This is a genomic window from Bradyrhizobium sp. CCBAU 45321 (assembly GCF_028128975.1).
Lineage (GTDB): Bacteria > Pseudomonadota > Alphaproteobacteria > Rhizobiales > Xanthobacteraceae > Bradyrhizobium > Bradyrhizobium yuanmingense.
Genome location: NZ_LFKZ01000015.1, coordinates 177,005 through 191,517, shown reverse-complemented (window position 1 = coordinate 191,517; position 14,513 = coordinate 177,005). Strand labels below are relative to the sequence as shown.

The following is a 14,513-nucleotide window of genomic DNA, read 5'->3' as shown; positions in this document are numbered from 1 at the left end:
CGCGTGGCAGCTAGCTATGAGCGCATACGTGCGGGCACGAACATTGCTTTTTCCTGACGACTGCAAACGGCTGGTCAAAGGCAAAAACACCCAATGCTCAAACTGAAGGCTTTTATTCCCGCGCTGTTCGGCCTTGCGCTGGTGGCGGCGCCCGCGCATGCGGCGGGCAACCTCGTCGCGGTGCTCGAGGCGGAGATCGTCACGCTCGATCCGCATTTCTCCACGGCCTATATTTCGCGCACGTTCGGCTACATGGTGTTCGACACGCTGTTTGCGAAGGATGCCAAGGGCGACATCAAGCCGCAAATGGTGCAGGACTGGAAGGTCTCGCCCGATGGCTTGACCTATACGTTCACGCTGCGCGAAGGCCTGAAATGGCACGACGGCCAGCCGGTCACATCAGCCGATTGCGTGGCCTCGCTGCGCCGCTGGGGAACCCGCAGCGCACTCGGCCGCCGCATTCTTGCGATCACGGCGTCGCTCGAGCCGGTCGATGCGAAAACCTTCGTGCTGACGCTGAAGGAGCCGTCCGGGCTCGTCATCGACGCGCTCGGCAATCCCGTCAGCCCGGTCGCTTTCATGATGCCCGAGCGCATCGCGAAGACGCCCGGCGACCAGCGCATCACCGAGATCGTCGGCTCCGGCCCGTTCGTCTACAGCAAGGCCGACCACCGCACCGGCGACCGCATGATCCTGAAGAAGTTCGGCGACTATGTGCCGCGTCCCGAGCCCGCGGACTTCCTGGCCGGCGGCAAGCGCGTCAATGTCGACACGCTCGAGGTCCGCGTCATTCCCGATGGTGCAACTGCCGCCTCTGCGCTGCAGGCCGGCGAAGTCGATTTCATGCAGTACGCGCCGTTCGATCTGCTGCCGCAGCTGGAGAAGAACACGCGCGTCAAGCTCGTCAACTTCACCGGCGGCAACATGTTCGCCGGCGCCTACCGTCTCAACGCGGCCTCGAAGCCGTTCGATGATCCAGAAATCCGCCGCGTGCTGTGGAAGCTGGTCGACCAGCGCGAAGTGCTGGATGCGCTCGGGCTCGACGCCAAATACGCCACGCCTTGCGCGACCTACTTCACCTGCGGCACCACATACGAGAGCAAGGCCGGCACGGAAGCCGCCGCAAAGCCTTCGATCGAAGCGGCGAAGGCTGCACTGAAGGCGACCAAATATGCCGGCGAGCCCGTCATCGTGATGCAGGCCAACGATCTCGAAGCGCCGCGCGTTTCGGCGCAGGTGCTCGCCGAGCGGCTGAAGGCTGCCGGCTTCAACGTCGATCTGCAGGTGATGGACTGGGCGAGCGTGCTGGCGCGCCGCGCCAAGAAGGAGGGCTGGAGCGTCTATGGCGTCCACGCCGGCGGCTTCGATCTGGGCTCGCCGCTCACCAATGTCATGGTCGCCTTCAACTGTGCCGACTTCACCGGCTGGCAATGCGATGCGCGCATCACCCCGCTGATGGAAGCCTTCGCCAAGGCGCCGGCCGAGGCGGACCGGAAGAAGATCGCGGGCGAGATCCAGGCCGTCATGTACGATCAGGCGCCCGGAATCCCGTGGGGCCAGTTCGCGCAGCCGGCCGCCTATCGCGCGACTTTGCGCGGTCTGATACCGTCCGCCATCCCGGTGTTCTGGAACGTTGAGAAGTAGCGCGATGCACGATGTCATTGTTGTCGGCGGCGGCTCCGCCGGCGCCGCCGTGGCCGCAAGGCTCTCCGAAGATCCCGCACGGCGGGTCCTGCTGCTCGAAGCGGGGCTCGATTGGCGCGCCGACGAGGCGCCCTGGGAGGTGAGGACGCCGAATCCGATCCCGATCATCCACAAGCGCGAGTATCAGGAGAAATGGCAATGGCCCGATCTTCTGACGCGCCGCGTCGCGGGGCAGGAGCCGCGCTTCTACTGGCGCGGCAAGGGGCTCGGCGGCTCGTCGATGATGAACGGCCAGATCGCGATCCGCGGCGTTGCCGACGCGTTCGACGAATGGGCGGCCAATGGCTGCACGGGCTGGTCGGCGAAAGAGGTGATGCCGCTGTTCTCAGCGATCGAGGACGATCTGGAATTCGGCGATGTCGAGGGCCATGGAAGCGGCGGGCCGCTGCCGGTCTACCGCGCGCCTCCTGAAAAGTGGGGCCCGATCGATCGCGGCTTGCGCGATGCGGCGTTGGCGAGCGGCTATCCCTGGTGCGCCGACGTCAATGGTCCGGACGGCGAGGGCGTTGCGTGCTACCCCATCAATAGCCGAAACTTGCGCCGCATCACCACCAACGAGGGCTATCTCGAGCCCGCGCGCGGGCGCGCCAACCTGGAGATCCGCGGGCATGCGCTGGTCGATCGCGTGCTGATCAGCGACGGACGGGCGACCGGCGTCCGCGTTCATGTCGAGGGGCAGGGCACCCACGAGATCAGCGCACGCCAGATCGTGCTGTGCGCCGGGGCCATCCACAGTCCGGCGATCCTGCTGCGCTCCGGCATCGGGCCGGCCGAGGAGTTGAAGGCAATGGGGATTGCGGTCGCGCGCGATCTGCCGGTCGGCCGCCATTTCTTCGATCACCCGCTGTTTCGCGCCACGATCCAGCTCCGGGACGAGCTTCGTCCCACCGATCCCGATACGCGCCACACCAATTGCTGCGTGACCTATTCCTCGGGCCTCGCCAATGGCGGCAAGCGTGACATGATCCTGATCGCCTTCAATCATCGCGGCATCGGGAACCCCGGAGCGATTGGCGCGGGGCTGTTCAACGCCTATTCGCGCGGGACGCTCAAGCTGGCCTCGACCGACCCTGCAATCGATCCGGTCGTCGAGGAGAACATGCTGGCCGATCCGCGCGACATGCTGCGCATGATCGATGCGGTGAAACGCCTCGCGGTCATCACGTCGCAGCCGGCGCTGTCAGGCATCGCCGACTGGATCAGGCTCGCTGACACGGATCTGACGCTGCCGCAGGCCGCCAGCCTGCCCGATCACGAGCTCGAAGCGGTGCTGCGCCGCGAGACCGGCGACATCCAGCATGCCGCCGGCAGCTGCCGCATGAGCGGCGGGAACGACCCCGATGGCGTGGTCAACCCCGACGGCACCGTGAAAGGGATCAGCGGCCTTCGCGTCGCCGACGCCTCGATCATGCCGTCCGATTGCCGCGCCAACACGCACTTCACGACGGTGGTGATCGGGGAAGCGATCGCGCGGATGATGATGCGGTAGCCGGCAGCCGGGATTCAAGACGCATTGTGTTGAGTCATGCCTGCGTCGCGGAAGATGGACGAGTGGCGGGACCTAGACTCAATTCAACGTTGCGCAACATCGTTCCTACGAACGTCGGAAGCCTCCGACGAATATCATCAGGAACGTTTGCGCGCGGCTTCGATTGGCATGTCATCGTCAATCGGAGTTTGAACAATGCGAAAGACAATCTTCTCAGTAGCCATGTGTGCGTTGCTTGCTGGCGCGTCGATCGGGTTCGCCCATGCGCAGGCGGGCGGAGGTGCCGGAGGCGGGGCAGGCGCAGGTGGAGCGGGCGGCGCGGGTGCGGGCGCTAGCGCCGGGGCCGGAGGAACCAGCGGCGGAACGAGCGGCGCGGCGGGTGGAACAGGAGCGGGCGATGCAGGTACCGGCAGTTCGACGGGATCCAGCGTAGGCGCCGGCGGCAGTGGCGCGGGTTCCGGCCAGGGCGGTCCTCAGACCATCCGTCCGGGCGGCACAAACGATCCAACCCGACGCTAACAAACGTCGGCGCTTATACGTGAAGCTTATACGTGAAGCTTATACGTGAATAAGGGAAGGCTGCTGAGTTCGACTCAGCAGCTTTCCCGCGGCATCAGCGAGCCGGCCCAAGGTGGAACGGGTCTATGGACTGAACAAGCTGCGGAGAAACCGCTCCTTTTCGCCGGGCGCGTAACCTTGAGAAGCGCCGAAATAAGGTTCAGTGGCGCCAGGATAAGCTGAGGTTTCCGGCGGCGGCGCGTAGGCGAAGCCCGAAGCTGGACCGGACGGGACCATACCCTGACCGGAATGGACAATCGCGTGCCGCCGGTGTGGATGACGCGGCTGTGCGGCGTCGGCAGCGCCGACCAAGGTGATCAGAAAACTCAAAGCCAGAATGAAACGCATCGCTGTTTCTCCAAACCCCCTGCTTAGGTGGCGTTCGGCCGCGGCGTTCCAACTCATCCTGGACTCACGATTAGTCACGTCCCTGGCATCAGATCACCCCGACCATCCGCAACGCCACGCCCGCTGCGCAGCTGCCCGCCAGCACCGTCAGCATGCCGAGCTTGAAGCGGAAGATCGCGGTGGCCGCCGCGATCGCCAGCACCAGGGCCGGCACGTCGACGCTTCTCAGCACCGGCATGTCGAAGTTCAGCGGAAACGCATGCACCGGCACCGTCTCGCGGAACAGGGTATGCAGCGTGAACCAGATCGAGAGGTTGAGGATCACGCCGACGACGGCGGCGGTGATCGCACTGAGCGCGCCGGCGAGGCCGGTGTTGCCGCGCAAGCGCTCGATATAGGGGGCGCCGACGAAGATCCAGAGGAAGCAGGGCGTGAAGGTGACCCAGGTCGCGAGCAGGCCGCCGTAGGTTGCCGCCAGCATCGGCGACAGTCCGCCGGGGTCGCGATAGGCCGCCATGAAGCCCACGAATTGCAGCACCATGATCAGCGGGCCCGGCGTGGTCTCGGCCATGCCGAGACCGTCGAGCATCTCATGCGGCTTGAGCCAATGATAATGCTCGACCGCCTGCTGGGCGACATAGGCCAGCACCGCATAGGCGCCGCCGAACGTGACCAGCGCCATCTTCGAGAAGAACAGCGCGATCTGGCTGAATACGTTGGCCTGGCCGAAGGCCATTAGCAGCGTGATCACCGGCACCAGCCATAGCGCCAGCCACAATGTACCGACGCGGATCGCGCGCGCCGTGTTGGGCCGGACGTGATCGGGCACGGCCTCGCCCAGCATGCTGTCGATCACGCCGCCGCCGCCATGGCCGTGGCCGGCCGGCGCGAATTCCGGACGGCCGCTTCGGGCGCCGGCATAACCGATGAGGCCGGCAGCGATGATGATGATCGGGAAGGGGACCGCGAAGAAGAAGATCGCGACGAAGGCCGCGGCCGCGAGCGCGATCATGAGGCGGTTCTTCAGCGCGCGCTTGCCGACGCGCACCACGGCCTCGACGACAATGGCGAGCACGGCGGCCTTGAGCCCGAAGAACAGCGCCTCGACGAAGCTGACATTGCCGAAGGCAGCATAGATGTAGCTGAGGCCCATGATGGCGATGATGCCGGGCAGGATGAACAGCCCGCCCGCCATCAGCCCGCCGGCGGTGCGATGCATCAGCCAGCCGACATAGGTCGCGAGCTGCTGCGCCTCGGGTCCCGGCAGCAGCATGCAATAGTTCAGCGCATGCAGGAAACGGCCCTCGGAGATCCACTTCTTCTCCTCGACCAGGATGCGGTGCATCACGGCGATCTGGCCCGCGGGCCCGCCAAAGCTCAAGCAGGCGACACGGAGCCAGACGCGGAAAGCTTCGCTGAAGCTGATGCCGTGACCGGCACCAGCTCCCGTTTGATCGGCGCGAACGTCCATTACGCCTTCACCTTGTTGGTCGGCCAGTTGTGGGTCTCGGTGGTGGCGTCGCGGCACCAGCGGTAGAAGGCATCATAGAGCAGCATGCCGGCCTCGAGCTGCTCGAGGTCGTCGTCATACATGCGCGACAGCCCGAGCGAGGCTGCGAGCAGGCCGGGCGCCTCCGGTGCGAGGTCGGGTCGCGCGGTGTCGGCGCCGCGCACCAGCGTCGCGAGGCGCAGCAGGGGCGGAGTCGCGATGCCGAACTCCTCGATCATCACGTCGAAGGTGCAGAGCTCGCCGCGGTGGCTCCAGAACACGTTCTCGATGTCGAAGGGCGCTGCGCCGAACCGCTCGCCGACGGCGACCACCTCGGACGGCGCGACATAGAGGAACACTGCGGCCGGATCGATGAAGCGGCGGATCAGCCACGGGCAGGCGATGCGGTCGACCTTCGGCCGCGCCCGCGTCACCCAGACGGTGCGCCCCTTGGCATCGCGCGGCGGCAGCTTGCGGGCGTCGACCAGCGGCAGCTTGGCCGCCTTCCAGCCCTCGAAGCCGCCCTCCAGCGTTTCGGCCTGCGCGCCGAGCTGGCGTAACCAGGCCGCGGTGCCTTGCGCGAGCTTCTCGCCGCGGAGGCAGGAGACCACGGCGCGGCGGCCGGCGAAGGCGCCGCCCCATTCCGCCACGTTGTCGTGGCCGAGCTTGATGGAGCCGGGAATCAGCCGCCGGTCGGCGGCGAAATCCTGCTCGGTGCGCACATCGATCAGAACCGGCGCATTCGCCGTGCCGATCAGCCGTGCCATTTTGTCGGATGAGATGGTCGTGAATGTAGACATGATGCGTCCTCGAGAACCAAACGGGACGCGATGCTTGGGCCTGTCGCCTCGTGGGGAGATCGCTCAAATCCCCATGGCGCAGATTACAGCGAAACTAAGAAGCACTGTCAATCCGCGGGACCATTGGTCCTTAGAAAATTGGTGCCTGCCGTCTATATTGGAGGCCAACAGAGCTGAATCTTCAGGAGAAGTCGATGCATTCCCATTCCATCGAACAATGGACCCATGACCACGCCTTCCTGGGCGAGAAGCACGACGACAACGAGCGCCGCACCTGGTTCGTGGTCGTGCTGACGCTGGTCATGATGGTCGGCGAGATCGTCGCCGGCTCGCTGTTCGGTTCGATGGCGCTGCTCGCCGACGGCTGGCACATGGGCACCCATGCGGCGGCGCTCGGCATTGCCGCCTTCGCCTATCGCTTCGCGCGGCGGCATTTGGGGAATGCGCATTTCACCTTCGGCACCGGCAAGTTCGGCGATCTTGCCGCCTTCGCCAGCGCGATCATCCTCGGCCTGATCGCGGTCGAGATCGCCTATGAGAGCGTGCTGCGGTTGATCAATCCGGTGCCGATCGTCTACGGCGAGGCCATGGCCGTGGCTGCTCTCGGACTGTGCGTCAATCTCGCCAGCGTGTGGCTGCTGCGCGACAGCCACGATCATCACCATCACGGTCATGGCCATGCGCACGACGACCACGCCGGGCATGACCACGAGCACGATCGTCACCACCATCACCACGACAACAACCTCCGCGCGGCCTATGTCCATGTCATGACCGATGCCGCAACGTCCGTGTTGGCGATCGCAGCGCTTGCCGTCGCGATGTATTCGAGCTGGATCTGGGCCGACCCGGCGGTGGGCCTGATCGGCAGCGCCGTGATCGCGAGCTGGGCATTCGGCCTGATCAAATCATCGGGTGCGGTGTTGCTGGACGTGCGCGCCGACGAGAAGCTGGAGCGGGTGATCCGCGCCCGCATGGAGGTCGGCGAGGATCGCGTGACCGACCTGCATCTCTGGCAGGTCGGCCCCGGCCATTGTGCCGTGCTGCTTTCGGTGGTGTCGGACAAGCCGAAGCAGCCGGCCGTCTACAAGCGGCGGCTCGCGGGGCTGAAGGGCCTCAGCCACGTCACGGTCGAGGTCGAGACCTGCCCGCATTAGCGGTGAGTGAACGTGACTTCGCGCATGACGAGAAGAAGTTTGCGTTTTCATTTTGAGTTGTCGCGATTGCGACCCACCCGGGCGTTTCGCAAATCGTGATCTGGTTCATAACCGAGCGGCCAGCTGCGCAGTATGGATTGACGTGCGCTCGATGAGGGCGTGCGTGCGCTGAGTTCGCAACTGCCGGGCAAGGTCCGGTCAACATCAAGGAAGTGAAGCAGTACCGGCCTTAAGGGCCATTCACCTGAGAGCCCGGTCAGCGGAGGCCGGGCTTCGGAGAGACGAGCAATGGGCCTCGTGCAGCAGGACACCGTGGTCCTCTTGGTCGACCTCGTCGAGTCCGTGCGTCTGATGCGGGAGCATGAGGCGTCCGCGGTGCGTCGATGGACCGACTTCGTCCAACTTGCCACCGGCCAAATTCTGCCGCGTTATCGCGGCGGCCTCGTGAAGAGCCTCGGAGACGGGCTCATGGCCCGCTTCGAATCCGTGCGCGATGCCGTCAATGCCGCCGCCGAAATGCACCGGAGTATCTCCGTTCAGAACACCGGGCGGCCTGAAGATGAACACTTCCAGCTTCGTGCGGGGATCAACTCCTCCACCGCCTGGAGTGACGGCACCGACATCTATGGCACCGGTATCAACCTCGCAGCCCGGCTCGCAACTCTTGCCGGTCCCGGTGAAACCATCGCCAGCGAGGCCGCGCATGAGCAACTGGCGACAGCTCTTGCCAGCCTGGCCAGTCCGGGGGAGACGATTGGCAGCGCTGCGGCGCGCGACGAGCTGACGCTCGGAGTGGATGCGCTGTGCGAAGATTTGGGCGACTGTATCCTCAAGCACTTTGACAAGCCGGTTCGCGCCTACCGCGTTGGTCCGGCCAGTCCACACCCAAGCCTCGCAGCTCGGCGAGACTATGGAACTCCCATGGAGCCGACAATCGCCGTCATCCCCTTCGACGCGCGCAAGGACGCGGAGGAGCATCTCGACGTCGGTAACCTGATCGCGGACAGCGTGATCTGGTGCCTCTCCAGATCGGCGAACCTCAAGGTGATCTCGCGTCTGTCGACCAATATATTTCGCGGCAGGGTCAGCGATGTGGCGGAAGTATCGGCGCATCTCGGTGCCACCTACATTCTCAGCGGCAGCTATGTGGTCGATGCGGACCGGATTCTGGTGACGGCAGAGCTGTCCGCGGCGCGAACCAATCAAGTCGTCTGGACCGACCGCCTGAGCGGCAATATCGGCGATCTGCTGCAGCCGGAGAGCGAACTGGCTCACCGCATCGCCGCTGCAGTGCATCTGTCGGTCTTCGATGCCGAGGTCGAGCATATCTTGACCCAGCCGTTACCGACGCTAGAAAGCTACTCGCTGCTGCTTGGCAGCATCCGCCTGATGCACCGGTCGAGCAGAGAGGAGTTTCTCCAGACCCGGACGGTGCTGGAGGAACTGATCAATCGCCACGGCCGAATAGCTGCCCCGCGCGCCTGGCTCGCCAACTGGTACATCCTGCGCATGACGCGCGGCTGGTCCGAGGACCGCAAACGCGAGGCCGCCGAGGCCTTGAGCGCCACTCGCGCGGCGCTCGACCGTGACCCGTCCGACGCGCTTGCGCTTGCGACCGAAGGCTTCGTCTATTGTCACATGTTGAAGGACCTGGACGCTGCCCGAAAGCGGTGTGAGCAGGCCGTCGATGCCAACCCCAGCCACGCGTTGGGCTGGCTCTACCGCGGCACCGTCGACGCCTTCAAAGGCGACGGCGAGGCAGCCGTGGACGCAACGCGGCGCGCTCTGAAACTCTCCCCGCTCGATCCGCAGCGGTATTATTTCGAGTCCCTGGGCGCCACGGCGCTTCTATCGGCGCATCGATACGACGAGGCGGAAGAGCTCGCGCGCTCATCTCTCATTCTCAATCGCATGCATCCGTCCACGTGGCGGGTCCTCGCTATCGCACTCGTTTCGCAGGGACGGGTCGCGGAGGCCCGCGAAGCCTTGGGCAAGATGCGCGAGCTCGAGCCGCATTTGACCGTAGATCGATACATCGGGCGCCTCCCCAATGCGCATCTCGAAACAGGCAGGCACTGGGCTCGTTGCCTCGAAGTGGCAGGACTACCGACGACAGGCTGACTAACCTCATACCGACTTGTTTTCATAAGGAGGCAGGCAATGGCTCAACTAGGCGGGGCGGGAGGAGCAGGCGGTGCAGGTGGTGCAGGTGGTGCTGGCGGAGCCGGCGGCGCAGGGGGGGCAGGAGGTGCAGGCGGAGCGGGCGGCGCTGGAGGGGCCGGTGGGGCGATAATTGGCACGCTCGGCGACGTCTGGGCCAATCCCATCATGGTGGATGCACTCATCCACGCTCGCGAAGGGACGATCGTTGTTCCCGAAATTTCGACACCTCCATACTTTTATTTTTACGCGCCGGGCTTGCCGACAACGATCGACGACCCCGCCCAACTGGATCGCTGGGAGCCGTGGGTGCGCGCCTACACGGCGGTCGGGGAGATGCTGCAGGGCATCACCCTTCAGGTGTCGGCTACCGATCCAAACGCATTCCTGGTTCGGTCGCCCGCATACGTGATTGCGGAGATCGGACGTCCGAGCGCGTCGACGTTTCAAGACCAGATTGCGATGGTCCTGAGTTGGGCCGAGCTGCGCAACGAACGCGCCACGGAAATCATGGCGCAGATCGATCCCCAGTATGCCTTCTGGTCTTCGATCGTCTATCTGCATCCCGAGAGGACCAGGCGCACGTTCGAGCTCATCAACATGGTCCTGCAATTCTGCGTCTACGTGGAAATGCGCTTCAAACATGCGCTGGCCTGCTGGCGGCCGGTCGAATACAACGCCGAGATACAGCCGATGCTCACGACGCCGGGACACGGAAGCTTCCCGAGCGGACATGCAACGCAGGCCTATGCGGTGGCCTACGTGCTGAAACGGCTATTGAGCCTGCAGAAGTCGACATCCGGATTCCCGGAGATCGTCGAGCAGCTCGACCGGCAGGCCGCACGGATCGCAACCAATCGGGTCGTGGCCGGAGTCCATTTTCCAGTCGACAGCATGGCAGGGCGGATGCTGGGTATCGCCTTGGGCGAGTACTTCGTCGGCCGTTGTCTGGGGAGCACAGGGACCAAGAGCCGCACGTTCAACGCGGGCTACGCGGACAGCAACTCCAGGACGGACTTCAATCCCTTCCACGCTGACCAGGCGCTCAATGCCAACAAGTTCTATTCGGAAACCACAGGAGGGACTGTTACGCAGTCCCTCCTAATGAAGGAACTATGGGACAAGGCCTACTACGAAGTTTCGACAAGATTTCCGTAGGAAACACGTCCCTGCAACCGAAGTGGAGAGCATTCCATGGCCGAGGAATTGCCGAGATGCTTCGACCCATACCTCCGGTACGCAATCGCGAGCGAATTTAAGAACTTCGATTTTTTCGACGAGCAGGAGTCCAAGCTTTTCCTGTTCGTGGAGCTTAAGCACGCCGGGCTGGCCGGTGACTTTGTGAGAGCTCTAAGTCGTGACATCTTCGGCGCCGAATTCGGATTGACCAGTCCGAACTCGCGATATCTGACCATACGGGCTTACAAGGCGGCCGTCAGGTCGGAAAGTTTCCGGGCATGGAACGACAACGTATCCCGGGTCGAGTTGTCGCTTCCGTTGAAGCCGACAGCCATAGAAAAGGGGGCGCAGCGGGTTAGGTCCGCGAGCGAACAACCACCAACATCTCTCCTCATCGGCGTGATCGACGATGGCTGTCCGTTCGCCGCCGCTCCGTTTGTCAAATGGACCGCGGGTGTCGCAACCGGAACACGCGTGCGCGGCATCTGGGACCAGAACGAGGATCCAGCCAGAGCCCCGATCCCGGTCGGCGCCGACGTTTTCGGCGAGAAGCCGTTCGACTTCAATTACGGCCTCGAGTTCTTTCGCGAATCCGTACCAGGCGTGATCGGGCTCGACGACTGGATCCTGTTGCACAAGAGGGCGAACACGGTCGACGAGGATGGCTGCTACGCCGATGCGGGTTTCAGGAGCTTGAAGCATCAGCGTTCGCATGGCGCACACGTGATGGACGTCCTCGCGGGACGCATACCGCCCTCGGCGCGCATCGCGCGGCGCGATCCGCCGAGTTGGAATCCCGGAGATCCCTTGACCGATCCCGCTTGCGAAGCCGATATCGTGTTCGTGCAGTTTCCGGAGAGTTGTCTTCGTGATGCGACCGGCGTTTGGCTGAAGGGTTACGTCGCGGACGCAATCGAATACATCATGTCATTTGTCGATTCCCGCATAACGAACGTGGTGATCAATGTCAGCTACGGACCGACGACCGGACCTCACGATGGCACCGCGCCGCTCGAGGAGAAGCTGAGGGAGCTTGTCACTTACTATGACGGTACTTCCGGAAATCCAAAGCTTGATATTTTCCTGTCCGCCGGCAACACGTATCTGAGCGAGGGCCACGTCCGTTTCGTCAGGCAATCCATGGCAGACCCCGATCATGTCGAATGGACCTGGCGCCTTCCTCCCGACAACACCGTGCTCTCCTTTGTCGAAGTCTGGATGAAGAAGAACCACAGCGACAATGTCGTTGTTACGCTCACCTCGCCGGGCGGTTGTAGCTCCTCGTCGACCACCGGTCCTGCGCCCCCCGGCCCCCCACCTCCACCGCCCGCGGTACCCGCTCTTCCGCCCTACACCGGCGCGTATGCCCCGGTTGACTGGGGTGACAACAGGGTGTGGCTGCTTGCGGTCGAGCCCACCATCGCCGGAGCCGGGATGGTGCCCAAACATGGGAATTGGAAGATCAAGGTCGAGGGCATCGAGGCGGGGAACGAGGTTCATGCCTATGTGGCTCGTACCGATCCGAACATGAACATGCGCACCGGCGCGAAGCGCTCGTATTTTGTCGATGCCGGCTGGGAGACGGCCCGCGCGGCCGAGGCCGGCTGCAAATATGCCGGTGGAGAGTTTGACAAGACCGGGTCGCTTGTTTCTCGCCGGGGCACCCTTAACGGGATTGGTACGGACAGCGTCGCGGGTGTGCACGTGGCGGGCGGCTATATTCTGTCGGCGCCGAAACGCAAGTCGCCTTATTCGTCGGCGGGCCGCGCACGAACCGGGCCCCTCCCACGGCGAGTTGGTCCCGACTACGCGCTGTTTTGCGACGAGTCGGATGCTCTCCAGGGCGTACGCGCCGGTGGCAATCGAAGCGGCGCCGTGTTTCGCCTCGTCGGTACCAGCGCCGCCGCGCCGCAGCTCGCGCGACTGGTTGCGAACGGGGTGCCTTTAACGGCACACGATCCGCCAACCAGTCCTCCGGACGAGAAGCGAGGTGATGGCGATCTCTATCCGCCATGATGTGGTCGAAGAGCGCGCCAACAGGAAGGGCATCCGGTCGGGGCAAGCGTCAATCCGGCCGCCGCCCGGCCTCGATGCACAAGATTGCCGACACGCTCGCCGTCGTGCTGGTGCTGGCTGGGTTGGTGAAGGGCAGCTTTGCACCGCTCGAGCACTTCACGTCGGCACAATGGATTGCCGGCGTCTAAGGGTGGCTTAGCCCTTCGGCGCGGTTGCTGTCGGCGGGCTCGCCTCCGGCGTCTTCTTCGGTTTCAGCGTGCCGGCATAGAACGAGATCAGCCAGACCAGGAGGATCGCGAGCAGATAAACGCCCCAAGCCTGCGGCGGCGTGGTCGCCCAGCGCACGAGGCCTTTGAATGTGCGGGGCGGGCTGTTGTCGTCGCTCATAGCCCGCTTGTGCGCGAAAGCTAAGGTCTGGTCAATCCGGCCGCCGCCCGGCGCGGATCAGGAACAGCGCGGCCAGCGCCGAGAGGCTGAGCGCGGATGAGACAATCAGCACCTTGGCGCCCATGAGGTCGATGAGCAGGCCGAAGGCGAGCGGCGCCACCGCCTGCGCCATCCGTGCCGGCGCGCCGATGATGCCGAGGCGGTAGCCGAAATCCTTCGGGCCGAAGATCGACAGCGGCAGGGTGCCGCGGGCGATCGTCAGAATGCCGTTGCCGGAGCCGTGGAACAACGCGAACGCGCTCGCCGCAGCGCCGCCGAAGATTGCGACGATCACGGCGCCGAGCGGGTGGGTGAGGCAGGCGAGCCGCGTCGACCACAGCGGATGGAAGCGGCTGAGGAAGCCGGCCTCCAACATGCGTGCACCGACCTGCGCCGGCCCGATCAATGCGCCGGCCGCGATCGCCTCGGCGGGCGTTGCCCCCATCGCCTCCAGGATGCGCGGAAAATGCGCGGCCATCGCGCCGGTGACAGTCCAGACCGCAGCGAAGATGAAGGCCAGCAAGATCATGGTGCGGTCGAGCGGCACATGCGGCTTGGCGGCCGCGGCTGCCGCCTGCTTGGCGCCCTTGAGGACCGGCAGCATGAAGAAATTGAGCGGCAGGCCGATCAGGATATTGGCAGCGGCCCAGGCAAAACAGGTTTCGCGCCAGCCGAATTGCGACAGGCCCCAGGCGGTGAGCGGCCAGCCGACGGTGGAGGCGAAGCCCGCCATCAGCGTGATGCCGGTGATCGGCCTGCGCGCCTCGGTGCCGTAGATGCGCCCCAAAGCGGCGAAGGCGGCATCGTAGAGCCCCATTGCCATGCCGATGCCGAGCACCAGCCAGGCGATCGCCATCACCATCACCGATTGCGAGATGCCAAGCAGCACGAGGCCGGCGGCAATGGTCACGTTGGACGCCGACAGCACCTGACGGCCGCCGACGAGATCGATCTGGCGTCCAATGCGCGGGCCCAGCATTGCGGAGAGCACCAGCGCGGCCGAAAACGCGCCGAAGATCCAGTTGGAGGAGACACCGAGCTCGCGCCCCATGGGATCGGCGAGCAGCGCCGGCAGATAATAGCTGGAGGCCCAAGCCAGAGTCTGCGTGGTGCCGAGCGCCAGGATGATCGGAAGCTGGCGCTGGGTCATGTCCTCGTATTTCCGATCGGCCGTGTCATCGGCGCAT

11 protein-coding genes are annotated in these 14,513 nt (G+C 64.6%); 6 read left to right on the top strand and 5 right to left on the bottom strand.

Going from position 1 to position 14,513, the window contains the following annotated elements; translation table 11 throughout:
- Nucleotides 1–93 precede the first annotated feature (93 nt).
- Together ACM43_RS03700 and ACM43_RS03695 are read left to right on the top strand one after the other, a co-directional pair.
- Nucleotides 94–1,644, top strand: a complete 1,551-nt coding sequence (locus ACM43_RS03700) for an ABC transporter substrate-binding protein (RefSeq protein ID WP_271538095.1) — start codon at nt 94–96, stop codon at nt 1,642–1,644.
- Between the two features lie 4 nt (nt 1,645–1,648).
- Nucleotides 1,649–3,193, top strand: a complete 1,545-nt coding sequence (locus ACM43_RS03695; RefSeq protein ID WP_271538094.1) for a GMC family oxidoreductase — start codon at nt 1,649–1,651, stop codon at nt 3,191–3,193.
- A gap of 642 nt (nt 3,194–3,835) precedes the next feature.
- On the opposite strand, the gene ACM43_RS03690 is transcribed toward ACM43_RS03695, so the two are convergent.
- The 3 genes from ACM43_RS03690 to ACM43_RS03680 form a co-directional block, all read right to left on the bottom strand.
- Nucleotides 3,836–4,099: a hypothetical protein gene (locus ACM43_RS03690; RefSeq protein WP_157287369.1), complete on the bottom strand. Its 264-nt coding sequence runs from the start codon at nt 4,097–4,099 to the stop codon at nt 3,836–3,838.
- 88 nt (nt 4,100–4,187) lie between these two features.
- Nucleotides 4,188–5,570: a chromate efflux transporter gene (chrA, locus tag ACM43_RS03685; RefSeq protein ID WP_271538093.1), complete on the bottom strand. Its 1,383-nt coding sequence runs from the start codon at nt 5,568–5,570 to the stop codon at nt 4,188–4,190.
- Entirely contained in the window at nt 5,570–6,388 is an 819-nt protein-coding gene (locus ACM43_RS03680) for a chromate resistance protein ChrB domain-containing protein (RefSeq protein ID WP_157287371.1), read from the bottom strand. The genes chrA and ACM43_RS03680 overlap by 1 nt, the downstream gene beginning before the upstream one ends.
- A 194-nt stretch (nt 6,389–6,582) precedes the next feature.
- Between ACM43_RS03680 and dmeF the strand changes: the two genes are divergently transcribed.
- The 4 genes from dmeF (at nt 6,583) to ACM43_RS03660 (ending at nt 12,900) form a co-directional block, all read left to right on the top strand.
- Nucleotides 6,583–7,545, top strand: a complete 963-nt coding sequence (gene dmeF / locus ACM43_RS03675) for a CDF family Co(II)/Ni(II) efflux transporter DmeF (protein ID WP_271538092.1) — start codon at nt 6,583–6,585, stop codon at nt 7,543–7,545.
- A 288-nt stretch (nt 7,546–7,833) separates the two neighbouring features.
- Nucleotides 7,834–9,666, top strand: coding sequence for an adenylate/guanylate cyclase domain-containing protein (locus ACM43_RS03670; protein ID WP_271538091.1), 1,833 nt, complete (start codon nt 7,834–7,836; stop codon nt 9,664–9,666).
- 39 nt (nt 9,667–9,705) lie between these two features.
- Entirely contained in the window at nt 9,706–10,863 is a 1,158-nt protein-coding gene (locus tag ACM43_RS03665) for a phosphatase PAP2 family protein (protein WP_271538090.1), read from the top strand.
- A 36-nt stretch (nt 10,864–10,899) separates the two neighbouring features.
- Nucleotides 10,900–12,900 (top strand): hypothetical protein, encoded by a 2,001-nt coding sequence (locus tag ACM43_RS03660; RefSeq protein ID WP_271538089.1) that lies wholly within the window; start codon nt 10,900–10,902, stop codon nt 12,898–12,900.
- Nucleotides 12,901–13,095: 195 nt separating this feature from the next.
- Here the strand turns inward: ACM43_RS03660 and ACM43_RS03655 are convergent, their stop codons facing one another.
- Nucleotides 13,096–13,287, bottom strand: a complete 192-nt coding sequence (locus ACM43_RS03655) for a hypothetical protein (RefSeq protein WP_157283483.1) — start codon at nt 13,285–13,287, stop codon at nt 13,096–13,098.
- A 31-nt stretch (nt 13,288–13,318) separates the two neighbouring features.
- Nucleotides 13,319–14,476 carry an MFS transporter gene (locus tag ACM43_RS03650; RefSeq protein WP_271538088.1) on the bottom strand — a complete coding sequence of 386 codons (1,158 nt, stop codon included), beginning with the start codon at nt 14,474–14,476 and terminating at the stop codon, nt 13,319–13,321.
- Nucleotides 14,477–14,513 lie beyond the last annotated feature (37 nt).